The organism is Candidatus Parakkermansia intestinigallinarum (assembly GCF_944389695.1).
GTDB classification, from domain to species: Bacteria; Verrucomicrobiota; Verrucomicrobiia; order Verrucomicrobiales; family Akkermansiaceae; genus Akkermansia; species Akkermansia intestinigallinarum.
In genome coordinates, this window is the sequence record NZ_CALXNG010000018.1 from 13,746 (window position 1) to 38,434 (window position 24,689).

At 64.9% G+C, this 24,689-nt stretch carries 22 protein-coding genes; 8 read left to right on the forward strand and 14 right to left on the reverse strand.

Features of this window, described 5'->3' with window-relative positions; genetic code table 11:
• The first annotated feature begins 126 nt into the window (after positions 1-126).
• The 6 genes from AC6UAL_RS06310 to AC6UAL_RS06335 all read left to right on the forward strand — a co-directional run bounded on the left by AC6UAL_RS06310 (position 127) and on the right by AC6UAL_RS06335 (position 6,959).
• A complete protein-coding gene (locus AC6UAL_RS06310) occupies positions 127-1,011 on the forward strand; it encodes a hypothetical protein (protein ID WP_500682526.1) in 885 nt (294 codons plus the stop codon).
• Complete coding sequence (gene icd, locus AC6UAL_RS06315; protein WP_500682527.1) at positions 1,008-2,231, forward strand: NADP-dependent isocitrate dehydrogenase; 1,224 nt, start codon at positions 1,008-1,010, stop codon at positions 2,229-2,231. Before AC6UAL_RS06310 ends, icd begins: the two co-directional genes overlap by 4 nt.
• Positions 2,232-2,316: 85 nt before the next feature.
• Positions 2,317-2,988 (forward strand): ubiquinone/menaquinone biosynthesis methyltransferase, encoded by a 672-nt coding sequence (locus tag AC6UAL_RS06320; protein ID WP_500682528.1) that lies wholly within the window; start codon positions 2,317-2,319, stop codon positions 2,986-2,988.
• A gap of 171 nt (positions 2,989-3,159) precedes the next feature.
• A complete protein-coding gene (locus AC6UAL_RS06325) occupies positions 3,160-3,780 on the forward strand; it encodes a bactofilin family protein (RefSeq protein WP_500682529.1) in 621 nt (206 codons plus the stop codon).
• Between the two features lie 39 nt (positions 3,781-3,819).
• Positions 3,820-4,494: a bactofilin family protein gene (locus tag AC6UAL_RS06330; protein WP_500682530.1), complete on the forward strand. Its 675-nt coding sequence runs from the start codon at positions 3,820-3,822 to the stop codon at positions 4,492-4,494.
• On the forward strand, positions 4,494-6,959 hold the full coding sequence (locus AC6UAL_RS06335) for an ATP-binding cassette domain-containing protein (protein WP_500682531.1): 2,466 nt from the start codon (positions 4,494-4,496) through the stop codon (positions 6,957-6,959). Before AC6UAL_RS06330 ends, AC6UAL_RS06335 begins: the two co-directional genes overlap by 1 nt.
• Positions 6,960-7,589: 630 nt before the next feature.
• On the opposite strand, the gene AC6UAL_RS06340 is transcribed toward AC6UAL_RS06335, so the two are convergent.
• The 13 genes from AC6UAL_RS06340 to AC6UAL_RS06400 form a co-directional block, all read right to left on the reverse strand.
• A complete protein-coding gene (locus AC6UAL_RS06340) occupies positions 7,590-8,975 on the reverse strand; it encodes an MBL fold metallo-hydrolase (protein WP_500682532.1) in 1,386 nt (461 codons plus the stop codon).
• 299 nt (positions 8,976-9,274) lie between these two features.
• Positions 9,275-10,375, reverse strand: a complete 1,101-nt coding sequence (locus AC6UAL_RS06345; RefSeq protein ID WP_500682533.1) for a glycosyltransferase family 4 protein — start codon at positions 10,373-10,375, stop codon at positions 9,275-9,277.
• On the reverse strand, positions 10,372-11,484 hold the full coding sequence (locus AC6UAL_RS06350) for a glycosyltransferase (RefSeq protein WP_500682534.1): 1,113 nt from the start codon (positions 11,482-11,484) through the stop codon (positions 10,372-10,374). The genes AC6UAL_RS06345 and AC6UAL_RS06350 overlap by 4 nt, the downstream gene beginning before the upstream one ends.
• Entirely contained in the window at positions 11,481-12,425 is a 945-nt protein-coding gene (locus AC6UAL_RS06355) for a mitochondrial fission ELM1 family protein (RefSeq protein WP_500682535.1), read from the reverse strand. Before AC6UAL_RS06355 ends, AC6UAL_RS06350 begins: the two co-directional genes overlap by 4 nt.
• Before the next feature lie 6 nt (positions 12,426-12,431).
• The gene (locus tag AC6UAL_RS06360) at positions 12,432-13,685 is read right to left on the reverse strand and encodes a dihydroorotase (protein ID WP_500682536.1); all 1,254 of its coding nucleotides are present in this window, start codon (positions 13,683-13,685) and stop codon (positions 12,432-12,434) included.
• The gene (locus tag AC6UAL_RS06365; RefSeq protein WP_500682537.1) at positions 13,678-14,607 is read right to left on the reverse strand and encodes an aspartate carbamoyltransferase catalytic subunit; all 930 of its coding nucleotides are present in this window, start codon (positions 14,605-14,607) and stop codon (positions 13,678-13,680) included. The genes AC6UAL_RS06360 and AC6UAL_RS06365 overlap by 8 nt, the downstream gene beginning before the upstream one ends.
• Positions 14,608-14,614: 7 nt before the next feature.
• Positions 14,615-15,133, reverse strand: a complete 519-nt coding sequence (locus tag AC6UAL_RS06370) for a phosphoribosyltransferase family protein (RefSeq protein ID WP_500682538.1) — start codon at positions 15,131-15,133, stop codon at positions 14,615-14,617.
• Between the two features lie 20 nt (positions 15,134-15,153).
• Positions 15,154-15,561 carry an AIR carboxylase family protein gene (locus AC6UAL_RS06375; protein WP_500682539.1) on the reverse strand — a complete coding sequence of 136 codons (408 nt, stop codon included), beginning with the start codon at positions 15,559-15,561 and terminating at the stop codon, positions 15,154-15,156.
• Positions 15,562-15,649: 88 nt separating this feature from the next.
• A complete protein-coding gene (locus AC6UAL_RS06380; RefSeq protein WP_500682540.1) occupies positions 15,650-16,255 on the reverse strand; it encodes an RNA polymerase sigma factor in 606 nt (201 codons plus the stop codon).
• Positions 16,256-16,642: 387 nt separating this feature from the next.
• Complete coding sequence (locus tag AC6UAL_RS06385) at positions 16,643-18,559, reverse strand: amidophosphoribosyltransferase (protein WP_500682541.1); 1,917 nt, start codon at positions 18,557-18,559, stop codon at positions 16,643-16,645.
• Between the two features lie 23 nt (positions 18,560-18,582).
• Entirely contained in the window at positions 18,583-19,587 is a 1,005-nt protein-coding gene (purM, locus tag AC6UAL_RS06390) for a phosphoribosylformylglycinamidine cyclo-ligase (RefSeq protein WP_500682542.1), read from the reverse strand.
• Between the two features lie 163 nt (positions 19,588-19,750).
• A complete protein-coding gene (gene priA, locus AC6UAL_RS06395; protein ID WP_500682543.1) occupies positions 19,751-22,000 on the reverse strand; it encodes a replication restart helicase PriA in 2,250 nt (749 codons plus the stop codon).
• A 235-nt stretch (positions 22,001-22,235) separates the two neighbouring features.
• On the reverse strand, positions 22,236-22,508 hold the full coding sequence (locus tag AC6UAL_RS06400; protein WP_500682544.1) for a KH domain-containing protein: 273 nt from the start codon (positions 22,506-22,508) through the stop codon (positions 22,236-22,238).
• A gap of 192 nt (positions 22,509-22,700) precedes the next feature.
• Here AC6UAL_RS06400 and AC6UAL_RS06405 point away from each other — a divergent pair, with 192 nt between their 5' ends.
• Positions 22,701-23,240 (forward strand): MerR family transcriptional regulator, encoded by a 540-nt coding sequence (locus tag AC6UAL_RS06405; protein ID WP_500682545.1) that lies wholly within the window; start codon positions 22,701-22,703, stop codon positions 23,238-23,240.
• A 64-nt stretch (positions 23,241-23,304) separates the two neighbouring features.
• The gene (locus tag AC6UAL_RS06410) at positions 23,305-23,433 is read left to right on the forward strand and encodes a hypothetical protein (RefSeq protein ID WP_500682546.1); all 129 of its coding nucleotides are present in this window, start codon (positions 23,305-23,307) and stop codon (positions 23,431-23,433) included.
• Between the two features lie 84 nt (positions 23,434-23,517).
• Here the strand turns inward: AC6UAL_RS06410 and AC6UAL_RS06415 are convergent, their stop codons facing one another.
• Positions 23,518-24,603 carry an oxidoreductase gene (locus tag AC6UAL_RS06415; protein WP_500682547.1) on the reverse strand — a complete coding sequence of 362 codons (1,086 nt, stop codon included), beginning with the start codon at positions 24,601-24,603 and terminating at the stop codon, positions 23,518-23,520.
• Positions 24,604-24,689 lie beyond the last annotated feature (86 nt).

A 24,689-nucleotide genomic window follows, 5' to 3' on the forward strand; every position in this document is an offset into this window, starting at 1 on the left:
GGCAAGGGCAGGGCGGGGGAGGCAGGCGAAGCTCGGAGAATCTGCGGAGTTTTTGAAGTCTCGCTCAGCCTGAGCTTTGAGGTTGCATTCCCTTTGTCGGCGTGCTAGAATGGCCGAAACCTCAGTATGGCTCCACTTCGACAGTATCGCGCACCGCGCGGAGATCTCCGTTCGGGCGGCGGCATCGCCGGGAAGCTGGTGTACTTCATCCTGCCTCCCGCCTTTCTTGCTGCCGTCTTCGTCTTCTGCGCCGTCTGCCCGCACGCCGGGCAGGAGCTTGCCGTGCTTTCGCCCGCCCCGGCTCCGACGGCACAGGCAAAAGCGCCCGGAGGCTCGAGCCCGGCAGCAGGGGCTCCCGCCGTCGCTCAGACGCCGAAACCTGTGAAGCCGACCGCACCTTCGCCGAGCACGAAGCAAGTCGAGACGGCCATGGGCACGGCGGTGACGGAACTGCCGCCCGAGGATCCTGATCCCAATGCGGATCTCGAGCCCTACGTGCCCGCTGACGGCATGGTCAATCTGCTGGCGTCGGATACGCCGGCGCGGGCCGGAGCCGTCGATGAGGCTTTTCCCCTGAGCAACGCCACCGACGGCTCCGTCGCGAATGACGCCGGGGTGGCGGTGGCTTTGCCGACGGATGACAAACCCGCCTGGGTCGAGTGGTCACCTGCTCCCGGCAGCGCATCGGCCGTGACGACCGTCGTCATCTACGGCGGTGGCTCCCGGAGCCCGGCGGGCAAGCTCTGCGGCGGCTTCCGCGTCGAGCTCAAACTGGCCGACGGCTCCGTGCTGAAACGCCGCTTCTGCGAAGCGGGATTCGCGCTTGAGGGCTATGAGGTCTGGACGCTTCCGAAGGCGGCTGATGTTCGCGCGTTGTCCATCAGTGCGCTGCGCAGCAACCGCCCGCTCGTCCTGCGCCAAGTGCAACTGATCGGCCCTGCTGCTCGCCCTGCGGCAACGCAGGACGCGCCCCAACCTCTTCAAAATCTGAATCAGAATACACAACCATGAGCGAAGGTACCCCCATCACGATGACCGCGCAGGGATTGCGCGTGCCTGATTTTCCCATTATTCCCCACATCATCGGCGACGGCTCCGGGCCGGACATCTGGCGTGCGGCTCAGCGCGTGATTGACGCAGCCGTTTCCGCCGCCTACGGCGACGCACGCCGCCTTGTCTGGCAGGAGGTGCTTGCCGGGCAGAAGGCCTACGACCAACTCAACACCTGGCTGCCGCAGTCGACGCTCGACGCCTTCCGCAGTCTGCTCGTCGGTATCAAAGGACCGCTCACCACGCCCGTCGGCGGCGGCATCCGCTCGCTCAACGTCGCTCTGCGTCAGGGACTCGACCTCTACTGCTGCGTGCGCCCCGTGCGCTACTTCAAGGGCATTGAGACGCCCGTGAAGGATCCTTCGCTCGTGGATATGGTGATCTTCCGCGAGAACACGGAGGATATCTACGCCGGGGTCGAACTCCAGAGCGGCACGCCCGAGGCTCAGACTTTCTTCAACTGGCTTTCGGATTGTTTCCCCAAGCTGGCCAACAAGGTGCGCTTCCCCGATACGTCGGGCTTCGGCGTCAAGCCCGTTTCGCGCGAGGGTACCGAGCGCCTCGTGCGCGCGGCGATTCAGTACGCCGTGGCGCACCGTCGCCCCAGCGTGACGCTGGTGCACAAGGGCAACATTATGAAGTTCACCGAAGGCGCCTTCCGCGACTGGGGCTACGAGCTCGCCCGCCGCGAGTTCGGTGCCGAGCCCATCGGCAAGGGTCCTTGGTGCCGCCTGCCCAACGGCATCGTCATCAAGGACTGCATCTGCGACGCCTTCCTGCAGGAGATTCTCATCCACCCGAAGGATCACTCTGTCATCGCCACGCTCAACCTCAACGGCGATTACTGCTCCGATGCGCTGGCTGCACAGGTCGGCGGTATCGGCATCGCGCCGGGCGCCAACATCAACTACAAGACCGGGCACGCCGTCTTTGAGGCCACGCACGGCACCGCTCCGGCGCTGGCGGGGCTCGACAAGGCCAATCCCTGCTCCTTCCTGCTTTCCGCGGAGATGATGCTGCGCTACATCGGCTGGCATGAGGCGGCTGACCGCATCGTTTCAGCCATCGAGAAGGCGATTGCCGACAAGCAGGTGACGGCCGATTTGGCCGAGATGATTCCCGGGGCCGCGTCTCTGTCGACGAGCGCCTTCGGCGACGCTCTCATAGCGCGCCTCGCCTGACGGGTTTTGCTCCGCACGCGCCGACGGAACTCTCCGGCGCGTGCGGAGACGCTCACCTCTCCCCCCTCCCTTCTCCTGCGACGTCATGCCTGATCCCGCCTACGTGCATGCAGCGTTCTCGTCGATAGCCGAGCGCTACGTCACGGCCAATCACGTCCTGTCCCTGGGTACCGACCTCCTCTGGCGCGATCGGGCGCTCAAAATCATTGCCGAGTGGAAACCCGCGCGACTCATCGACATCGCTACGGGAACGGGCGACTTGGCTCTGGCCGTCAGTCGCGCCTTCCCTGAGATCGACGTGCTGGGCACGGACTTCTGCCGCCCCATGCTCGACGTCGCCCGTCGCCGAGGTCTGGAGAAGGTGCTGGAGGCCGATGCGCTGCATCTGCCGCTTCCCGACGCCTCGTTCGATGCGGCCACCGTGGCGTTCGGGCTGCGCAACATGGCTGACTACGAGGCGGCCCTGCGCGAGTTTCGCCGCATTCTGCGCCCCGGCGGGCACCTGTTGGTGCTCGACTTCAGCATGCCGGAGGGATGGACGGCCGCGCCCTACCGCTTCTACCTGCATCGCATCCTGCCCAAAATGGCCGGCCTGATCACGGGCAACGGCGGCGCCTACCATTACCTCGGCGACAGCATCGAAGCTTTCCCCCGCGGAGAGGCCTTTTGCCGGCTGTTGCAGCGCTGCGGCTACGGCATGACGACCTCGCTGCCTCTCACCGGCGGTATCGCCGCGATTTACACGGCCGAAGCCTGAAGAACGGCTCCCTTGCCCGCAGCCGGCACGTTCGCTGCCGCGATCGTGAAAAAAGTGTTCGTTTGACGCACTTTCGGATCGACAAATGCCCCGGCTCAGGCTACCATGTCCGGGACGTTGGCACACCGCCGAGGCCACTTACCCCCTTTCACTGATACATCAAAAAGACTTATGGCATTCAATAACTTCAATCACAAACGTCGTCCTGATGCTGAGCAGAAGACGTCTCCCTCTCTTGCGGACACCTCGATCCCGGCCGACTGGGGCGCGCCTCCCGTCGGCGTTGAGCCGGTGTCGAGCGGCAATGACGGGCTCTATGGCGAGCCGTCTCCGTACGTTCCGGCTGCCGCTGATCCCCTCAGCAGCGAGAGCACCGTCGTGGCTGCCCGCAACGTGCTCAACGCCGACGTCAGCGTGGTCGGCAAGCTGCGCTTCACGGATGATCTCCTGGTCGACGGCACCGTCGAGGGTGAGATTTCGTCGGACGGCATTCTGACCGTGGGCAAAAACGCGACGATTCAGGCCGGGGCGGACAACAAGGTCGCCATTCACACGCAGAGCGCCATCATTCACGGCAGGGTGACGGGCGACATCGTGGTGACCGATCGCATCGAGCTTTCGTCGACGGCGGAGCTCGTCGGCGACGTGTCGGCGGCCCGCATCTCCATTCAGGAGGGCGCCGTGTTTATCGGCAACTGCCACGTCGGTTCGGCTTCGGTGGCGGCCACCACCCCCAAGAAGAGCTCCAAGACGTCGGCTCTCAAGGAGGAGCAGGCCAATCTTCTCAGCTGATTCTTCCCGCGTTGCGGAAGAGTCTGATTGTGTGCAGCCATGCCTGAGTTCAAGCCCGAGCCGCTCGTCGTGCCCCATGTCTCAGGCCTGCTGCCCGAAGGTGAGCGCAACCGTCGTGTTGCGCTCACGTCGTTTGCGGGGCACCGCGAGAAAAAACAGCTGCCGACGCGAGAGATTATCTGTTACGAGTGCGGGCGCAAGTCGCACGTGCCCGCCGCGGCGCTTTCGGCCAACTGCATTCATTGCCATGCCCATCTCAACATGGCCAACGTCGACCTGCGGCCGTCGAGCACGCGCTGCACGGTCAGCACGCTGGGCGATATTACGATTCTGAGCGAGGCCGTGCTCTCGCACCTCAAGCTTGTCTGTCGGGATCTCAACGTGCTGGGCAAGGGCTCGGGAGCGGTGCGTTGCTCGCGCAAGATGACCGTGCAGGGCAGCTTTCGCCAAGTCGGCAGCTTTCGCGTCGGTGAGCTGGAGCTGTGCCGCGGAGCCGTGCTGCGCTTTGAGACGCCCGTGAAGCTGGGCAGCGCCGTCATCAACGGCTTGGTGGAGGGCGACATCGCGGCCGAGGGCGAGGTGCGGATTCGCCGCCACGGCATCTTGCGCGGGGAGTGCGTCGCGAAGCGCCTCATCATCGAGTCGGGAGGCTGCCACGAACTGCTTCATGCGCCGCGATCCGCAGGGCGCGGGTCTGATGCTTCCGCCGTCTGATGGACATCAGCATCACAGGGGCTTCGCAGAATACGCTGCGCCACATCAGCCTCAAGCTCCCCGCCGGGCGCATCATAGCGCTCATGGGGCCGAGCGGCTCGGGCAAGAGCACGCTGGCCTACGACACGCTTTTTGCCGAATCGCGACGCCGCTTTCTCGACTGCCTCTCGCCCGGAGCTCGGCGCCTGCTGGCGCGCCCCGAGCGTCCGCAAGTCGAGGCCATCGACGGATTGCCGCCCGCCCTCTGTCTGGAGCAGGGCCTCAGCCGCGGCCCGTCGCGCAGCCTTCTCGGCACGCTCACCGAGACGCTCGACTACCTGCGCATCATCTACGCGGCCATCGGGGTGCCGCACGACCCTGAAACCGGCACCGTGCTCACGCGGCTCAGCCCGGACGAAATCTCATCTTGCCTCGCCGAGCTCCCCGAAGGGACGCGCCTCACGCTGCTGGCGCCTCTGGGGGCATCGTTCGCACGCGAGGCGGAGAGCGGCATCATGCAGCTGCGCAAGACCGGCTACCTGCGCGTGCGCGTCAGCGGCGTGATTCGCGAGCTCGACGAGCTCGAATCGCAGCCGCCGCGCGAAGACGAGGTCTGCGAGCTGGTCGTCGACCGCATCGTCGTCAAAGACGGCGCCGCCTCGCGCATCGCCGACTCCGTCCAAGCGGCGCTGCGCCTCTGGCCCGACGAGCTGCGAGCCTTGGTGCAGGAGCGCGGCGGCGAGCCCCGCCTCGACTGCTTTCACACCCGCTACCGCAACGCCGAGACCGGCTTTACCATGCCCGATCTCAGCCCCGGTCTCTTCTCTCATTACTCCCCCCGCGGCGCTTGCCCGCGCTGCGACGGGCTCGGCGTCGTTGAAGGCGGCAAGGGCGATCGGGGAGAGCCCGAGCTTTGCCCGCAGTGCAAGGGAATGAGGCTCAACCCCGTCGCCCTCGCCGTCACGCTCGACTTCGGCGCGAGCAGCCTCAACCTCGGCGACTACTGCCGCCTGAGCATCGAGCGCAACCGAGAGCTGCTGCGCCAGCTGCGCGTCCCGCCCGCCTTTCGCGAGCCTCTGAAAACCGCGCTTGAAGAACTGGAGCGGCGCTTCGACTGCCTCATCGAGCTGGGGCTGGGCTACCTCTCGCTCGACCGCGCCACCAACACGCTCTCGGGCGGCGAATTGCAGCGCGCGCGCCTCGCGGGACAGATCGGCGGCGGGCTTTCGGGTGTCCTTTACATTCTCGATGAGCCCACCATAGGCCTGCATCCCCGCGAGGTTGACCGCCTCATCGCCGCGCTGCGCCGCCTGCGCGACAAGGGTAACACCATCCTCGTCGTCGAGCACGACCCCCAGCTGCTGGCCGCCGCCGACCACCTCGTCGAAATGGGCCCGGGCAGCGGACCCGAAGGCGGGCTCATTCTGGCCGAGGGCAGCTACGACGACTTCCTGCACAATCCCGATTCGCCCACGGGCGCCTGGCTCTCGGGGCGCCGCCGCATGCCCGAAGCCGAGCCCCTCGACCTCGCGGCTCTTCCGCGCCTCGTGCTGCGGCACGCATCCGCCCGCAACCTGCACGACCTTGAGTTGAGCCTGCCGCTGGGCGCTTTCTGCTGCCTGTGCGGCCCCGGCGGCTCGGGCAAGAGCACACTCGTGCATGAATGCCTGTTGCCGGCCTTGCGGAGCGGCAAGCTCGAGGGAGCCGAGGGTATCGCCCGCGCAATCCTCGTTGATCAGAGCCCTCTGGGCAGCTCGCCGCGCTCGACGCCTGCCTCGGCCACGGGGCTGCTCGACGTGCTGCGCCCGCTCTACGCCGCATTGCCTCTCGCGCGTCAGCGCGGCTACACGGCCTCGCGTTTCTCGCTCACGACGCGCGGCGGGCGCTGCGAACGCTGCGGCGGCACCGGTCTGCTGCAGGTCGACATGAACTTTCTGGCCGACCTCTACACGCCCTGTGACGCCTGCCGCGGAGCGCGCTACAACCGCGAGACGCTGGAGGTCACGTGGCGGGGCAAATCCATCGCGCAGGCTCTCGCGCTGAGCGTGCGCGAGGCGCTGGACTTCTTCTCGGCCATTCCGGCCGCGGCGGCCATCCTCAGAGCGCTCGATGAGCTGGGACTGGGCTACCTCAGCCTCGATCGCAGCGTCACGACCCTGTCGGGCGGCGAAGCGCAGCGCATCAAGCTCGCCACCTATTTAGCGAAGGCCGGCGGCAAATCGCGGCGCGGCTTGCCGGAGCATTACCTGCTGGTGCTGGATGAACCCGGCACGGGGCTCCATTTCGGCGAGCTGGAGCTGCTGCTGCGCGCCATTTATCGCCTGCGTGCCGCCGGGCACAGTATCCTCTGCATTGAGCACAACCACAGCCTGCTCTCCCGTGCCGATTACATTGTCGAACTCGGCCCCGGAGCCGGAGAGGCGGGCGGGCGCCTTGTGTACGCAGGCCCGCCCCGGCCCGAAGACCGCGCTGCCGTCGGCTGCTGAGGGCTGAACGGCAAACACTGCGTCCGGTGGCCGTTGCGGTGCCGAAGCGCCGCTCCCGCCGGGGCTGCGGGTGAGAAAGGGATTTCTCACCTCCTCCCGTAAAAAAGCGGGATATGTCGCCGCTCCCGCGCCCGGATTCCGCTTGTCTGCTACGTGCAGGATTTATATAAGGCGCAGATTATAAACGAATAAAGCCTGTTATGAAAAGGTGTTCGAATCGTATCAGAACAAGAGTATAAAGAGCGCAACGCAGAACGTTGCCGGCCTCGGGCGGCAGGAGATGCGGAGCGCTGCGGACGGCACGCCTTTGGAGCCGGCGCGCACGGACGTCCGGCGCACGGCTGAACCCCGTCGAAGCGATGGTCGGCAACTTCTGCGACCTCGTCGAGGGATGCGGATTCAATACCGAATCACAAGCGCTGAAAAGGCGCGCGACCGACCTGCGCGGCTCGGCCATTTGAGCGGCTTAGAGGCCGGAGCCTTCGTCCCTTTCGTCGCTTCCGCCGAACTCGTCGGTTCCGTCGCTTCCGTCGGGCTCGCCGACGGCTCGGGCGCTGCAAACGCTGTAGTCGCTGCACGCTTCGGGAGCTGCGTCGCTACAGGCGCTACAGGCGGGCGGCGTTCGGCGGCTCAGTCGAGTTTGTAGCTCTTGCCGGGCTGCGGGATGATGATCTGCGTCTGCGGAAGGCGCTGTTGCAGCGTCTCGCGCGTCTGCTCGAGGGCACCTTCGTCGCCGTGCACGAGCAGAATGGTGCGCGGAGCAAGAGTAACGGCGTAGTCAATGAGCGCCTCGCGCGTCGCGTGACCGGAGAAATCAAAACACTCCGTGCGGCAGAGCAGGGGGTAGGCCTGGCCGCCCTTCTCCTGCAGCTTGACGAGACTGCCCGGCGCGGCCGCCTTGATTTTTCCGGCGGGGGAGTCGGGGTCGCTGTAGCCGACGAAGAGAATGGCGTCTTTCGGGTGCGGCATCACCTGCGCCGCCAGCAGGTTGGAGACCGTGTGCTCGCTCATCATGCCGCTGGAGACAAGGTAAATGTTGCCCGGCGAGGCGATGAGCGGCGCCTTGCCCTGTTTGGGCAGACCGTAAGTCTCAACCTCATCGCGCAGGCGGTAACCCGGTTTGAGGCGGGGCGTGCTGTCGGCCGTCTTGTCGTAGATGAGCGTGATTTTGGAGCTCAGACCGCCGAAATAGACCGGAACGTCGGGGATGAGCCCCTCGCGTTTGAATCGCCCGATTTCGCAGAGCAATTCCTGACTCTTGCCGAGGGCAAACACGGGGATGAGGACGGCACCGCCGCCCTCGATCGTCTCGCGTATCGCGTCGGCAAAGCGCCGCAGCTCAGCCTCGCGCGTGTAATCGCTGCGCCGTTGCGTGCTGCCGTGCGTGCACTCCATGAGCAGAATGTCGATGCCCTTCTGCGGGAAGTCGGCTCCGGCGATGAGCGTCTGGTTTTCAAACTGCACGTCGCCCGTGTAGAAGAGCGTCGCGCCGCTCTCGCTCTCGAGCTCAACGCCGCAGGAGCCGAGAATGTGCCCGGCGTCGTGCAGCGTCGCCAGCACGGCGCCGCGGCGGCCGGTGCGGAAGGCTTCGTTGTAGGGCCGCACCATCCAGCTGCGCGCGGCGTGCTCGAGCTCGTGGTGCGTGAAGAAGGGGTACTCGATGATGCCCTCCTGCAGGCGTTTTGAGGTCATCACGTTGACGGAGTTGTGCAGCATGGCTTCGCCGACGATGGCCGTTCCGGCAGTCATGATCACTTCGGCGGCTGGGTGTGCATCTTGGAGAACGGGCAGAGTGCCGATGTGGTCGAGGTGGGCGTGGGTGATGAAAATGACATCCGGATCGGCCGCCCCGATCAGACTGTAGTCCGGCATAGCCTCGCGTCCGTCCTTTTTGGGGTGCATGCCGGCATCGAGCACGATGCGCACACCGTCCATGTCGAGCAGGTAGCTATTGGAGCCGATTTCGGCGGCTCCCGTCATGTTGGTGAATGTAATCATGAAAATGAGCGGCGGCATTGTGCCTCAAGATACCCCTCTTGTCAATGCGATACTTGATGCGGGGCCCGCAGCGCGCAAAAAAATCCCCTTTGAAGCAGGGATTTGAACCCGCCGCTGCCCCTCTTGCCCTTCGCGTCGCCGGCGGATGATGCTCAACCCAGCCTTCGCGCGGATTTTGCGGCCGGGCTGAGCTCGGAGCTTCGTGCAGGGCTTACATCCGCGCCACGTGCCGAGCTTGCCGTCGTGCACTCCCCCGGCGCCGCACCGCTCTTGAGCCTCGTGCAAGCTCGGCGGCGGGGAGGGGATGAAACAGGCGTTCAGCGCAGCCCCTCGTAGAGCTTGCGGTAGGCGGAGACCGTGTCGCTGAGGCGGTAGGGAGGGGGAATTTGCCCGGGCAGGCTGGGCCTGTAGGTGCGCCACTGCAAGAGAACGTCGGCCATGGCGCGCGCCTTATCGGGCTCGACGCGTCCCTCGGGCAGGAAGGCCTCGAGCAGCTCGGAGACGACGCCGTGATCGTAGGCGGCTACCGGTCGCCCCAGCGACAGAGCCTCGAGAATGGGGCGGTTGTAGCTTTCGGGGCGGCGCGAGAGGTAGATCGTGACGTCGCAGGCGCAGATAACGTCGCGCAGGTCGGGGCGGTGCCCGAGCCAGATGATGCGCTCATCGAGGTGCGCTTCGGCGAAGTGGTTGCGCAGCGACTCAAGGTAGTTGGGGTCGGCTTTGCCGGAGTCGCCGACGATGTAGGCGAGCGGCGAGAGCCCGTTGTTGAGCAGAACCGACATGATGGGCTCGAGATCCTCCAGCCCGTGGAGCGGCGAGATGGGGCAGGGTACGCAGAGGGTGTAGCGATGCCTGCCGTGCTGCTGGGTGAGGTGCCATTGCTCCATCCAATCGGCGGAGGGCGCGTAGCCCGGGTAACAGAGAGACTCGTCCACGCCGCCCGGAATGACCCAGACTTCGGCCCCCTTGGGAACGAAGCCGCGCTCGGTCATCACCTTGCGCAGGTATCGGGAGGAGAACACCAGCGCATCACAGGCACCCATGGCCCAGCGCTGCCAGCGGGCCGACATGAAGCCCGTCACCACGCCGACGAGAGCCGGGCGGCGTCGGCGCCTCAGGCGCATGCAGGCCAGCCTCGCCATGAGGGCGGCTTCGGGGGTGTATGTCTGCAGGATGTCGGGGGCGATTGAGATGATGGTTTTGCGCAGCTTGCGAACGGCGGCCAGCGTTTTCAGCCATCCGCCCGTGCGGCAGGTGATGTGGCGCACGCGCGCGGCGTCCAGCGCTCCGATGAGCTCGCTGGCGGGTCCCATGACGATGTTTTTGATGCCCGCGGCTTGGAGACCTCGCGCGAGATCCGCTGCTTGGCCGGTGATGCCGCCGGGGCGAAGTCCGGGGTTGAGGTGCAGAACCTTCATCGCGCTGAGAGTAGCTGGAGGTAGAGCTCGAGGTGCGCGTCAATCATGTCGGCGCGGCGGTAGGGAGGCGGAACGGGCGAGCGGGGAACGGGCGGGCAGGAGTACCATGCGGCAAGTTTATCGGCCATGGCTGCCGTATCTCCCGTGCGAACGCGCCCTTCGGGCAGAAAGACATCGAGTTGCTCGCCGACGCCGCCGTGCTCGTACCCGGCAACGGGGCGCCCCAGCGCCAGCGCGTCGAGCGTCGTCTTGCCGAAGGATTCGGGCTGGAGCGTCAGCGAGAGCGTGACGTCGCAGACGCAGAGGACGTCGCGCAGGTCGCTGCGGTGCCCCGTCCACGTGACGGCATCGCTGAGCCCGGCTTTCGCGAACGCTTCCTGCGCTTCGCGGCGGAAGGCCTCCTTCCCCTTTTTCGTTTCACCGACGATGACGGCGTGGGCGGGGATGCCTCTCGCCCTCAGTTCGCGGAGGATGGGGACGAGGTGCAGGGCGCCCTTGATGCGCGTGACGCGCCCCGGCAGGCAGAGGGTGTATTTGCCGCTGAGCTCGGGGTACTGCGCGCGCCACTTCTCCAGCCAGGCGGCATCGGGGCGATAGTCGGGGCGGTTGAGCTGCGTGTCCACTGAGTTGGGGATGACGACGACGCAGGAGGCCTCGGTGCGCGGGTAATGCACCAGAATATGCTCCTTCATGCAGCGCGAGACGGCAATCACGCGCTGCCCTTTCGCCATGATGCCTGAGTAGGGGTTGACGCTGTGGAAGCCGTGGAAGGTCGTGACCAGGGCCGGGCGCTCGGCCGGATTCATCTTGCGCCAAGCCAGATAGCCGACCCACGCCGGAATGCGCGAGTGCAGGTGCAGAATGTCGGGCTTTTCCGCTTCCAGCAGGCGCCGAAACGGGCGGATGCGAAAGAGGGAGCGGATGCTTTTCCGGCCGATGGGGCAGGTAATGTGCCGCGCCCCGGCTGCTTCAATTTGGGCGACCATGCTGCCGCCGGCGGAGACGACGACGTTTTCTTCGCCTCGAGCGCAGAGCCCTTGGCAGAGCTCGAGCACGACTTGCTCGACTCCGCCCGAACTGAGCGACGGCAGCAGGTGCATGATTTTCATGGCAGCAGCTTCGGGAAGCGGTCGAGGATGTATTCGGCGGCGCGGTGCGCCTCATCGAGCACGGTGTCGGGCTGCGGCAGCGTGCGATCTTTGGCCCACTCGGTGAAGCTGCGCACGCACCCGTCGCTGATGATCATATCGAGCCCCCGGCTCACGCGCGACAGCTTTTTGCCCTTGCGGTACACCTTCTTGCGCGGCATCTCGATGATGCCGACGGGCGCCCCGCTGGAGAGCGCTTCGTAGACCATCGAGACGCTGTCTTGCGTCACCCAGACCTCCTTGGCGCAGGCGAGGTGGTCGGCCACCCAAGTCGGGCCGGTTGTTTCGACGGGCTCGACGCGGATGCTCGGGCAGGTCGAGGTGACGTCCTGCACGAAGTCCTTGGGCGTGCGCCGCGAGGTGGTCAGCACCATGGGGCAGGAGCTGTGGCGCGTGATGGTCGAGAGCTGGTTGAGCACGGTCTCGGTATCCCAGTCAAACTCCTTGCTCGGCCCGCCGATGAGGATGAGCTGCTCGCGCTTCGGCACCTCGGGGTGGGGCTTGATCATGTTGATGGAGCCGACGGTGGGAAGAATGCGCCCCCCGCTCGTCTCGCCGGGGCGCAGATCGTGCCGAGGCATGATGCAGAGATCAAAGAGACGCAGAGGCAGGCTCGGCCTCATGCACACCATGCACAGGCAGCGCAGGTGCCGCGCCAGACTCAGCGCGGCCAAGTGGGTGCCGTGCCCGGCGCAGAGGATGAGGTTGGGCCTGGGCAGGTCGAGATCTCGCCCCTTGTAGAGGAGCTTGCTCAGCCAAGTCTTGTCGACGACGCTGACCTCATAATAGCTGTGCTCCAGATCCGGGCGCCGACGGCGGGCGCAGTCCGTCAGAGCCTGTGCCAGCCCTTCGGTTTGGGAGAGGTGGCCGCGCTTGCCATCGCTGACAATATAGATAATCATTGTGTTTTACTGGAGGGGCAGCGTCACGGCGCCGCACAGGGTGCTGCCGAGCAACGGCGTGTTGAGCGTGCCGCAGCTCAGCTGAGATTCGCTGACGGTAACGCGAGCCTCCGGATCAAAGAGCATGAGCGGAGGGGTGAGCTCGGTATCCATCTCCGGATCCTGCGGGTTGGCGATGCGGCAGGGGTTTTCGCTGCAGGTGCGCACGACGTCTGCCCAGCTGAGCTTGCCGGGGAGGATGAGATGCGTGTAGATGGCCGGCAGGAAGGTGTCGAGAGAAACCATGCCCTGCGGCGCCGAGATGAAGTCCTGTTTCTTGGCGAAGGGCGTGCAGGGGCTGTGGTCGGAGACGATGCAGTCAATCGTGCCGTCTTTCACGCCCGCGAGCAGGGCATCGACGTCGCCGCGCGAACGCAGCGGCGGCAGGGTCTTGAAGTTGGTATCGTAATCGCCGATGTCTTCATCGGTGTAGAGGAGGTGGTGCAGAGCTACTTCGGCCGTGACCTTCACCCCCTGAGCCTTCGCGCGGCGGATGATGGCCACGCCTTCCGCCGTGCTGACGGTCTGGATGTGCACGCGAGCCCCGGCGTCCGCCGCGAGGCGCAGCACGGTTTCAATACCGATTTCTTCGGCGCAGGGCGGGGTGCCGTGCAGGCCGAGGCGGTAGGAGGTGGCGCCGACGTTGATGCAGGTGTTCTGCGTCAGCTCGGGCACGTCACCGCGAATCGCGAAGGTCAGCCCCAGCTCACCGGCGTATTTCATGGCGCGGTAGAGCATGAGCAGGCTGACGGGCATGCGGCCGGCATCCGTCAGGATGCTCACGCCGCGCGCCGCCATCGTGTTGTAGGGCGCTTGCTGCTGCCCCTTCATGCCCAGCGAAATGCAGCCGGCGGCGTACATTTCGGTCGCCGAGCGCTGCGAAACGGCGTCGCGGAAGCTGTCGAGCGTCGCGTAGTTGTCGAACATGAAACCCTCGGAAGGCATCACGAGCATGCCCCAGACGCCGCCGTTGAGCGCAGCCTGACCCGCCCGGCTCACGCTCTCGCGCTTGCTGCGACCGGGAATCTCGATGGTGGCGTGCAGGTCGAAGAGCGCGGGCAGCAGGATCTTGCCGTGCGCATCAATGATGCGCGTGGCTCCTTGCGGAATCGCGAGGCTGCCGGCAGGTGCCGTCGTGACCTCGCTCCCGCTGCGGCCCAGACTGCAGTCGACGGCCTTTCCGTTGATGTCCGTCGCGTTTCGGATGTAGAGCTTATTCATGGTTCTGAGTCTGCGGGGTGAGGTGGTAAAGAATGCTCATGCGCGCGGCGATGCCGTTTTCAACCTGATTGCAAATGAGCGAGTTGCGGTATTCCATAGCGGCGTCGCAGATCTCGACGCCCCGATTGACCGGGCCGGGGTGCATGATGGAAAGATCGAGGTCTTCGATGCGCCGCAGGCGCTCCTCCGTCACGCCGAAGGCCTGGTGGTAGTCCGCCGCCGGGAAGAACGGCGTGTCGATGCGCTCGTTTTGGATGCGCAGCAGGTAGATGACGTCGGGCTTCCACTCAAAGGTGTCCTCCCAATTGGTGAAGCGCGGAATGCCCGTGTACTTCTCGGCGGGAACCAGCGGGCCGGGCCCCATGTAGGCCACTTGAGCCCCGAGCCGGCGCAGAATCGTGCTGGTGGAGCGAGCGACGCGGCTGTGCAGAATATCGCCGATGATCACGACGCGCTTGCCGGCCACCGTGCCGTATTTCTCGCGGATGGTGAAGGCGTCGAGGAAGGCTTGGCTGGGATGCGCGTGGGCGCCGTCGCCGGCGTTGATGACGGAGGCCTTGCAATGGCGGGCGATGACGGCGGGAATGCCGCTGTTTTTGTGGCGCACGATGATGTAATCCATCTTCATGCTCATGAGCGTGTCAATGGTATCGTGCACGCTCTCGCCCTTCACGACGGAGGAGGTCGAGACGGTGAAGGTGGTCACGTCGGCCGAGAGGCGGTGCGCGGCCACCTCGAAGGAGGAACGCGTGCGCGTACTCGGCTCATAGAAGAGAGTCAGAACCGATTTTCCCTTGAGTGCGGGCACTTTCTTCACACTCTTGGTGAAGATGTCCTTCATCGCCTTGGCGCTCTCGAGGATGGTGTCGATGTCCTCGTCGCTCAGAGAATCGATGGTGAGCAGATCTTTTCTCGGGTTCATACTTCGTTCAATAGGTTATGGATTCGCAGCCGTCCGACTCGCTGAGCTGCACCGTGACCTCGGTGTCGAACGGCAGATCCAGCTTGAAGGCGGCGTAATCGGGGTGGATGGGAACCTGCCTGCCGCTGCGGTTGACGAGGCAGTGCAGCTTCACTTCGGCGGGGCGTCCGTACTCGAAAACGGCATTGAGTGCCGCGCGGATGCTGCGCCCCGTGTGAATGACGTCGTCCACCAGCACCAGATGCAGATCATCGGTGCTGAAAGGCAGGTAGGAGGAGTGCAGTGCCGGCTTGCGATCCAGCATGCTCAAATCGTCGCGGTAGAGCGAGATGTCCAGCGTGCCGAAGCGCGCGCGGCAGCCCGCCGCTTCGAGCTTGTCCGTCAGGCGGCGTGCCAGTACGTCACCTCGGCGTATGAGCCCGACGACGGCCAGCCTGCCGGGCGGGACCTGCTCGCCGTAGCGCAGCAGATGCTCGGCCCATGTGTCAATGGCCTTCTCCAGTTCAGGCTGTCCGATCACGGTCATGGTGCGGATGAAGCTTGCGTTTATTCGGCGAGGCGAATGATGCGGTGGGCGGCCATGGCGGCATTCAGCGGCGTTTTCTTGTGCAGGCCGACCGTGGTGGCGGGCACGCCGCCGGGAAGTTGAGAGATGGCCAGCAGCGCGTCGATGCCGTTGAGCGGGCCGCAGGGAACGGGCACGCCGATGACGGGCAGCTGCGTGTTCATGACCACGACGCCGGGCAGAGCGGCAGAAAGCCCGGCCACGCAGAGCAAAACGGCCTTCGTGCCGTCCTCTTCGAGCTTCCGGAGGTAGGCCAGCAGCTCGGGAAGATCGCGGTGAGCCGAGTAGACGACTTCTTCGGCCTCGACTTGGTGTTCTGCGAAGTACTGGCGAGCCGGTTCCATGAAGGGAAGGTCGCTCTTGCTGCCGTATATGGTGATGACTTTCATGCGCCGCTTATCTTAGCACGCCGGGGCCGGCGGACGCAAGCAAAAAGCAGCTGCGAGACGCGTTCACTGCCCGCCGCGAGCTTCGCGCTCAGCGGTGGTCATCGCCCAGCAGACCTTGGAGGATTTTGTGGGCGTAGTGAAGGCGCGAGCGGAGAGTCCCTTCCGTGATGTTGAGCAGGGCGGATATCTCGGCAAAGCTCTTGCCTTGAATGTCGAAGAGCGTGACGACCTCGCGCTGGGCGGGCGAGAGCTGATCCATGGCGGCGCGCAGGCGCTGCTTGAGCTCGCTGACGTGCGCGTTGCGCGTCGGGTCGGCCGCGCGACTTTCGTCGGCAAGCTCGCTGCGCTTGTCTATGGGGGTGGCGTCTGCGTCGTTGTCGATGCTGAAGGAGTTTTCGCGTTTTTTGCGGCGCAGCAGGTTGCGGGCGCGGTTGGCGGCTATCGAGTAGAGCCAGGTGAAGAAGGCGCTGCGCCCGCTGAAGTAGCGCAGGGAGTGAAAGGCCTTGAGGAAGGCGTCCTGAGCGATGTCGTAGGCATCGGCTTCTGACCGCAGCATTTGCAGCAGCATGGCGTGCAGCTTGCGACTGTGCCTCTTGACCAGAACGTCGTAAGCTTTGACATTGCCCTCCAAGGTGATGCGAATCAACTCCTCATCGGTGCGATCGTTGAGGCTCTGTTGCGTTTCATCAGGCATGGCGGTGGGGTAGGGTAGGTGTGGGTGAGAAAATCAAAGCTTCGCAGCGGTGGCGCTTTGCCGAGTGCATCTTGACCGGAGGATTCGGAGAGGAAGGGAGAGGCGGAGCAAGAGCGAGCGGAGGAGGGGCGAGCGGAGGAGGGAGGGGCGAGCGGAGTATGAGTCGGCGGGGCAGCTGCGAGCGAAAGGAAGGTGAAGGGGAGGGGTAGCGGTAGCGGGGAGAGGGAGAGGGAGAGGGAGAGCGGGTGCGGGGTGAGGAGGCGGGGGCTTTCTGCTTGGGAGGTGCTGAGGTCGGGAGGTGCTGCGGGTGAAACGGAGGGGGAGAGGAGGACTGTCGTGATATCGCGGTGCCGGGCGGAACGGCACCGGCACCGCGATCGAAGAAGCCTACACCGGCAGGGAGTACGAGCGGCCGTCGCGTCCGTCAAACCAGTTGATGAAGGCCGCATTGACCGTCGTGTAGCCGCCCGGCGTCGGGTAATTGCCGCTGAAGTACCAGTCGCCGCAGGGCCCTTCGATGGAGCGATGCAGACCCTCGAGCGTCTGATAGATCACCTGAACGGGGCAGGTGGCGTTGTCCGGCGTGACGAGGCGCGAAACCTCATTCGTGATCTCATCATCCGTGAAGGGCGCGTAGATCTTCTTGACGGGGTTGCCGCGCTCCTCCGGGGGGAGGGTCAGCTGGTGCTTGCACTCCTCGTAAATCGAGGTGATGTAATCATACATGCCGCGCTTCTTGAGCAGGGAAATCGCCGCTTGGAAGGCGATAAACTTGCCCAGTTCGCTCATGTCAATGCCGTAGCAGTCGGGGTAGCGAATCTGCGGAGCCGACGAGGCAATGACAATCTTGCGGGGTTTGGCACGCCCCAGCAGACGCAGCAGCGAGGTCTTGAGCGTCGTGCCGCGCACGATGGAGTCGTCGATGGCGACGAGCACTTCGTCTTCGGAGATGGCGCCGTAGGTGAGGTCGTAGACCTGCGAGACCATCTGGCCGCGGTTGGTCTCCTGCGTGATGAAGGTGCGCAGCTTGATGTCCTTGTGGACGATTTTCTCGGCGCGGGGCCAGCGGCGCAGCACCTGCTCCTCGATCATCTCTTCGGTCAGGCGCCCCTCGCGCAGCGCGGCAATCATATCTGCCGTGATGCGTTCGCGGCGGTAGCTTCGCAGCCCTTCCAGCAGCCCGTAGTACGAGACCTCGGCCGTGTTCGGGATGTAGGTGACGGCCGCTTTGGAGATGTCTCCCTCGATGCTGGCGACGATCTTCTCGGTGAGCTCGGCGCCCAGCGCCTTGCGCTCGCGGTAGATGATGGGATCATTGCCGCGCGAGAAGTAGATGGCCTCAAAGGAGCAGGGCGTCGGCTCGAGCGGCTTGGTGTACTCGCGAATGGAAATCTTGCCGTCGCTCTTCACCACAATCATGTTGGCGCGCGGCAGCTCGTGCACCTGCTCGCTCTCCACCTCCATCACACTCATGAGCGGTACCCGCTCACTGGCAATGGCGATGTATTCATCCGTGATGATGTAGTGGCAGGGGCGGATGCCGTGCGGGTCGCGCAGGCAGAAGAAATCGCCGTTGCCGACGCCGCCCAGAATGCAGAAACCGCCGTCCCAAGCCTGCGATGCCTTGCCGATAATATCGTAGAGATCGAGGCGTTTGGAGATTTCGCGCGGAATGTCGCGCCCGGGCATCGTGTCGCGCAGCTCGCGGTAGATGTCCGTGTGCGCCTCGTCGAGGTAGAAGCCGATCTCCTCGAGCACCGTCTGCGTGTCGGTGCCGAAGATGGGGTGCTGGCCGCGCTCGATGAGGCTGCGGTTGAGCTGCGGGGCATTGGTCATGTTGAAGTTGCCCAGCAGCATGAGCGTGCGCGTCTCCCAGTTGGTGCGGCGCAGGTAGGGGTGGCAGCTGCCCTCGTCAAAGAGGCCGCTGGTGCCGTAGCGCAGGTGCCCCATGAGAATCTCGCCGCCGAAATTGAAGTTCTTTTTGTAGCTCTCGGCGTCGCTCCAGCCGATTTCCCCGCGCTCGCGCATGTGGCGCAGAGAGCGCTGCTGCGTCGAGAAGATGTTGGCGAGAGCCGAGCTCGTCGCATCGCGCGCACGGAACACGTAGGGCTCCCCGAGCGGCATCCCCAGCTTGATGCAGCCGATACCCGCGCCGTCCTGGCCGCGGTTGTGCTGCTTCTCCATGAGCAGGAAAAGCTTGTTGAAGGCCCAGTCGGGCGAGCCGTACTTGTCCGCGAAGTAGGCGAGCGGCTTGAGGAGGCGGATGGCCGCCACGCCGCATTCATGATGGAGGGGGTCAGACATGGTCCGTCATCAATGTGCCCTTGTCAATGCTCGCCGCGCACCTTCACGTGAATGCCGCGGCCTTCGCGCATCGTGCCGATCACCGTGCCGCCGGGGCCGGCCGTCATCGCCTGCTGTACCTCATCGGGCTTCACGATGGCCACCCAGCCGATGCCCATGTTGAAGGTGTGGAAGCGATCCTCGGCGTCGACGAAGTCGAGCACCTTCTGGATGGCGGGGTTGTCCCAGTACGGCACCTCGAGGTCGGCACCCTTCTCGCCGAGGAAGCGCTCGAGATTCTCCGGCAGACCGCCGCCCGTGATGTGGGCGTAGGCCTTGGGCGTGATGCCGAGCTTGCGCATATCGTAGACAACGTCGTGGTAGAGTCGCGTCGGGGCGAGGATGCCGCGCAGCTCCTCTTCGGTCAGCAGGTCGGGATTCTGCTTGAGAATGCGGCGCACGAGGCTCCAGCCGTTGGCGTGGAAGCCGTCGCTGGGATAGCCGATGAGAACGTCACCCACCTCAACCTTCGACGGATCGATCATCTGGCTCTTCTCCACACAGCCGATGCTGAAACCGGCCATCTCAACGAGATTCTCGGGCACGACACCCGGCATTTCCGCCGTTTCACCGCCGGCAAGAATGCAGTTGCAGCTCTCGAGGTAGTCGCACATACCGGCCACGAGGCGCGTGATGCGGGGCCTCTCCGCCTCGAGATTCGAGATGCCGAGGTAGTCGAGAAAGACGAGGGGATCGCCGCCCGTGGTCAGGATGTCATTGACATTCATGGCCACCAAGTCCTTGCCGGCCGTTTCAAGCATGTCGAGCTCAAAGAGAATCTCCGTCTTGGTGCCGACGCCGTCGGTGCCGGTGACAATCACGGGCTCCTTGTAAGAGGAAAGGTCGTAGGCGGCAGCGAAGAGACCGAAGGCATTGCAGAGCCGGCGGTTCTTCTGGGTGCGCTTCACATGGGCGCTGATGTCATGAACAAAGGACTGGGCCTCGATGGTATCGACGCCGGATTGCTTGTAGGTGAGGTTGCCGGACATAGGAATGAGGTGCGTGAATGCGTGACTATTGTACCTGAAAAATACCCTTTTGGCAAGTCGTATTTTATCTCCCCGTTTGGGCGGAAAAGACACGCTGAAGGCAGCTGAGGGGCGCGCGGCAGCGAGGGCTGTGCAGCTCCGTCAGCTAATCGCCGGCGAACCCTCAGCTGAAGGTGTAGGCGTCGATATCCAGCGTGGCGATGATGTCCTCGCCGAAGCCCATGGCTTGGATCTCGCGCGAGCCGATTTCGGCGATGACGCGCGCGCCCGGCGCGCAGAGTGTGCACTGGTAGCGGTACTGCCCGTAGCTCTTGGCGATGGGCGAGGGAATGGGCGGGCTGAGCTGTACCGTGGGCGGCAGGGCCTGTTCCAGACGCCGATGCAGCGATTCGATGCCGAAGCGAGCCAGTTCTTCCTGCACCGAGCGCACCGTCAGCACCGCCATGTGCGAGAAGGGCGGGTAGTTGAAGCGGCGGCGCAGTTCCAGTTCGGCCTCGGCAAAGCCGTCGGTGTCGTGCCGTCTGGCAAATTGAATGGCCGGAGCCTGCGGCGTGAAGGTTTGGATGATGACCTCGCCGTCGAGCTCGCCGCGCCCGGCGCGGCCGGCGACTTGCGTGAGGAGTTGAAAGCTGCGCTCGCCGGCGCGGGGATCGGGGATGCTCAGGCCGATGTCGGCGTTGAGCACGCCTACCAGCGTGACGCCCGGAAAGTCGAGCCCTTTGGAAATCATCTGCGTGCCGAGCAGAATGTCGATGCGGTGCGCGCGGAAATCGGCCAGAATGTCTCGCAGCGCGTTTTTGCGGGCGGCGACGTCTGCGTCGATGCGCTGCAGGCGCGCCTGCGGGTAGCAGCGCCGCAGGATGGCCTCGACTTTCTGCGTGCCGCAGCCCTCGAGCAGGATGCCGCGCGAGCCGCATTCGGGGCAGGCGTGCGGCACGACGGCGCGGAAGCCGCAGATGTGGCAGATGAGGCGGTTCTCCGTCACGTGGTAGGTCAGGGGCAGGGAGCAGTGCTCGCAGGTGACGATGTGCCCGCAGTCGGGGCACTGCAAGGAGCGCGCAAAGCCGCGGCGGTTGAGAAAGAGGATGGTTTGTTCGCCGCGCGCGAGGCGCTCGTCGATGGCCATGCGCAGGCGCTCGCTGAGAATGCCCTGATAGCGCTTGTCCTTGGGTTCCGTGCGCATGTCCAGCACGCGGGTGAGCGGCAGGCGCTGGCCGTCGGCTCGGTGGTCGAGGCGCAGCATGCGGTACTTGCCCGTTTGGGCGTTGTGCAGCGATTCGAGCGAGGGGGTTGCCGAGCCCAGCACGATGGTGGCGCCTTCCATGCGTGCGCGCAAAACGGCGAGGTCGCGTCCTTGGTAGCGCGGGCTGTTTTCCTGTTTATAGGAGGCGTCGTGCTCTTCGTCGACGATGATGAGACCGAGCTGCTGAACGGGTGCGAAGACGGCGGAGCGCGGCCCGATGGCGATGCGCGCCTGCCCCCGGCGGATGGCATGCCACTCGTCGAAGCGCTCGCCGTCGCTCATGGCGCTGTGCAGAATGGCTACGGCGCCGGGGCTTTCGGCAAAGCGGCTTTTGAAGCGAGCCATGGTCTGCGGCGTGAGCGAAATCTCCGGCACGAGAATCAGCACGCCTTTGCCGGCCGCCATGGCGCGCGCCGCCGCTTGCAGGTAGACCTCGGTTTTGCCGGACCCCGTCACGCCCTGCAGCAGCAGGGGGCGGGATGAGCCTGCGTCGAAGGCTTCGTTGATGCAGGCGAGGGCCCGAGCTTGTTCCTCATTGAGCTCGAGCGGCTGCGAGGGGGCAAAGACTTCGTTGCCCGCAGGATCGCGCTTCACCTGCTCTTCGGTGATTTCGACGAGTCCGCGCCGCTCCAGAGCGCGGGCCGGAGCCAGCGCCGAACTGCCGCCCAAGTCGCTGAGGGCGGCTCGCTGCCCATCGGCGGCTTGGAGTTGGCGCAGCAGGGAGGCTTGGCGCGGCGCTCGAGCGTTGATTTTGTTGAGCTGCTCATCATCGGGCATGTGCAGCAGGTGCAGCACCTTGCGCGTCTTCTCCTCGTGCCTCTCCTGCCGTACGGCCTCGGGCACCATGCAGCGAATCATTTGCTCGACCGGCACCGCGTAGTAGTGAGAGGCCCATTCGGCCAGATCCAGCAGCGTCGGTGAGACGATGGGTTGCTCATCAATGGCCCGCAGGATCGCCCGCAGGCGGTTTCTCAGCGCCGGGTCGGGATCGACGAGATCCAGCACGGTGCCGACAGCTTTGCCGCCGCGCAGCGGTACCTCGACGCGAAAGCCTCGGCTGACGGACTCAAGCCCGGGGGGAATGGCGTAATCGAGAGCCATGTCGTCGCGCCCGTCTACCAGAACACGGGCAAGCTTGAGCGGAGGCGCCTCGCTGAAGAGCTCCTGCATGGGGGAAAAGGAGGAGGAAAGGGGTGTGCGGAGAGTGGGGAAAAGCCGGAAGTCGGAAGACGGAGACTCGGAGTAGAGGGACGAAAGCCGGAGGCGCAGGAGGGAGGCGGTAGACGGAGGCTCGGAGGCGGGGAGGAGGCTCGGCGGCGAGAGGCGTGGAGTCGGGGGCGTCCGTCCTGCCGAAGGCGGGGAAGGGGGGGCGAGGGAGGGTCGGACAAGCCTCGCCCGAGGAAACTCAGTCGAGCTCCTCTTCCGAAAGAATGTGCACGACCACCTTGATGCCCTGTTTCTCGCCGGCGGCCTTGGCCATCGAGCGTATGGCGGAGGCCGTCATGCCGTTGCGGCCGATGACGCGTGCCACGTCCTCGTGTTTGAGAATCAGACGAAAGCGCACCATGTCTCCCCGGGGAGTCGAAGCCACGCGCAGCTGAGCTGCTTCGGGATGCTTGATGAGCGGCCCGATGACCGCAAGAAGATATCGACCGATGGATTCGACTAATTGCTGCATATGGCTGAAACGGGGGTGCCGCGGCATGAAAGGTCGCCGACGCTTGACGTATCTTATGCGATGGTGCGGCGGCTGTCAAGCCTCCATCCGCACCGCCGGAGCTGCATGACAGAATGCGTTGCAAGAAGTCGACTCAGTTAACAATTGACTTGACGCGGGGAGATTGCTGTGATTTACTCATGCCGCACGTTCATGAGTCAACGCAAGACCTACAGCATCTCAGCCATGGCTCGCAAGACCGGGCTGAGCATCCACACGCTGCGCTTCTACGAGAAAGAAGGCGTTTTGCGCTACGTCGAGCGCACGCCGTCGGGGCGGCGCGTCTACACCGAAGACAGCTTGGCCTGCTTGCTCGGTGTGCTCTGCCTGAAGCATGCCGGGCTGACATTGCCCGAGATCAAAACCTTTTTTGACAGCACGAGGGAAGGGGCGGTTTCTCTGCCCGAGCGTCTCGATATGCTGCGCCGAGCCAAGGCTCAGCTCGAGGCTCAGCGGGATGAGCTCGACCGCTCTCTGGGGCTGGTCAACTACTTCCTCAAGGGCGGAGAGGCGGCACTGGCTGCCGAGGCGCGGGGGGACGATCCCGATGAGGCCTTCCCCTTCTTCACCAAGCAGGGCATTGTCACCTTCCCGTATCTGGCGCAAATCGGCGACAAGCTCGAAGTCTACGCGCCCGGGAGTGAGCCCCGAGGGCTGAGGCCGGACTCGCCGCCAGCTGCCCAAGAGGATTGATTTTTCCCGAATCCCTCGCTGAACCCTCAAAATCGCCGTATAATCGCCGTATCCTTCAGCCGACATGAAGAAGATGTTTTGCATAGCTGCTCTTGGTGCCGCCGGATGTTTTCTCGCTGCGGCCGCGATGCTCATCTACGCCTCGCGCCGCGACGTGCGCGATGTGCACGATATGCTGCGCCGCTACGAGTGACGGAGCTGCACGCGGCCTGCGGAGCTGCCGCAACGCGCGACGGTGCTGCTGCGAACGAAGAGGCGCCGCCCGCGGGTGCTGCGGCTAATCTCCGCATCGCTCCCCGCAGCGCAGACTCGCCGCCCAAGCTCGGTCGGCGCGGGAGGCGGAGCGGATGGCGAGGAGGTCGAACTCTCCCGCCTGCATCATCAGCAGCAACATGCGGAGTTGTGCGCGAATGTCGCGCTCGCGAGCTTGCTCGGAGACGGCTTGCGAGCAAACCGCAGCGCCGGCCGCTATCACGGGGCGGTCCGTCAGATAGCGCACCCAGCCCGCAAAGCTGCGGCCGCTGCCCGCAAACGCAGGCTGCGTGACGGAATCCGACGCACACTCAAAGATATCAACGCCGGCCTCGGCAAGAGGCTGAACGATGTCGGCCAGCTCACCGGGCGTTGAGGCCGGACGAAGCTCCTGACTCGCGAGCCTCTGAGGCAGGCGCAGAATGACGGGCGTGCGCGCGCCGACGGCACGCCGAACGGCCGCCAGCAGTTCGCGGACAAAGCGCAGGCGCCCGACGCTGCTTCCCCCGTACTCGTCGCTGCGGCGGTTGGTGGATGCGTGCAGAAACTGGTCAATGAGACCGCCCCCAGGGCCGTTGACGGCGACGGCGTCAAAACCGAGCGCACGGGCTCGCCAAGCGGCGAGTGCGAAGGCATCCGCGATGTCCGCCATGCGGGCTCGGCTCATCGGCTCGCCGACCGCTTGGAGGGTGACGGGGTGGATGCCCGAAGGACTCAGAGCCGGCTGCTTGCCGACAACGCGGCGCGAGCCGCCTATCCTCAGTTCTCCGGCGTGGTAGAGCCGCGCGGCGATGCGCCCGCCGTTTGCGTGCACGGCGTGCACCACCCTGCGCCAGCGCCGCAGCGACGGCCCCGAGTAAAACTCCGGTGCGTCGGCATCATTCGTCGCACAGGGCGAGACGGCCAAGCCCTCCGTCATCACCAGCCCGATTCCGGCGCTCATGCTGCGCGTGTACGCGCGGAGCAGCTCAACGCTCGGAAGCCCGCCCGGACACAGACCCCGGTTCCCGGCTTCCAGCACGAGGCGGGTGGGCAAGCAGAGCTTGCGATGGCGAAAGGGCTTGAAAAGAAACTCAACATCGCGGAGGCAGAGTTCAATGCGGGTATTCATGGTTCTTGTACTCTAAGATCGGCCTTGAGTCTGATCAAGAAGATAGAAAAACTGTTTCGGAGCTCCATCCGCGAGAGCTGACAGGC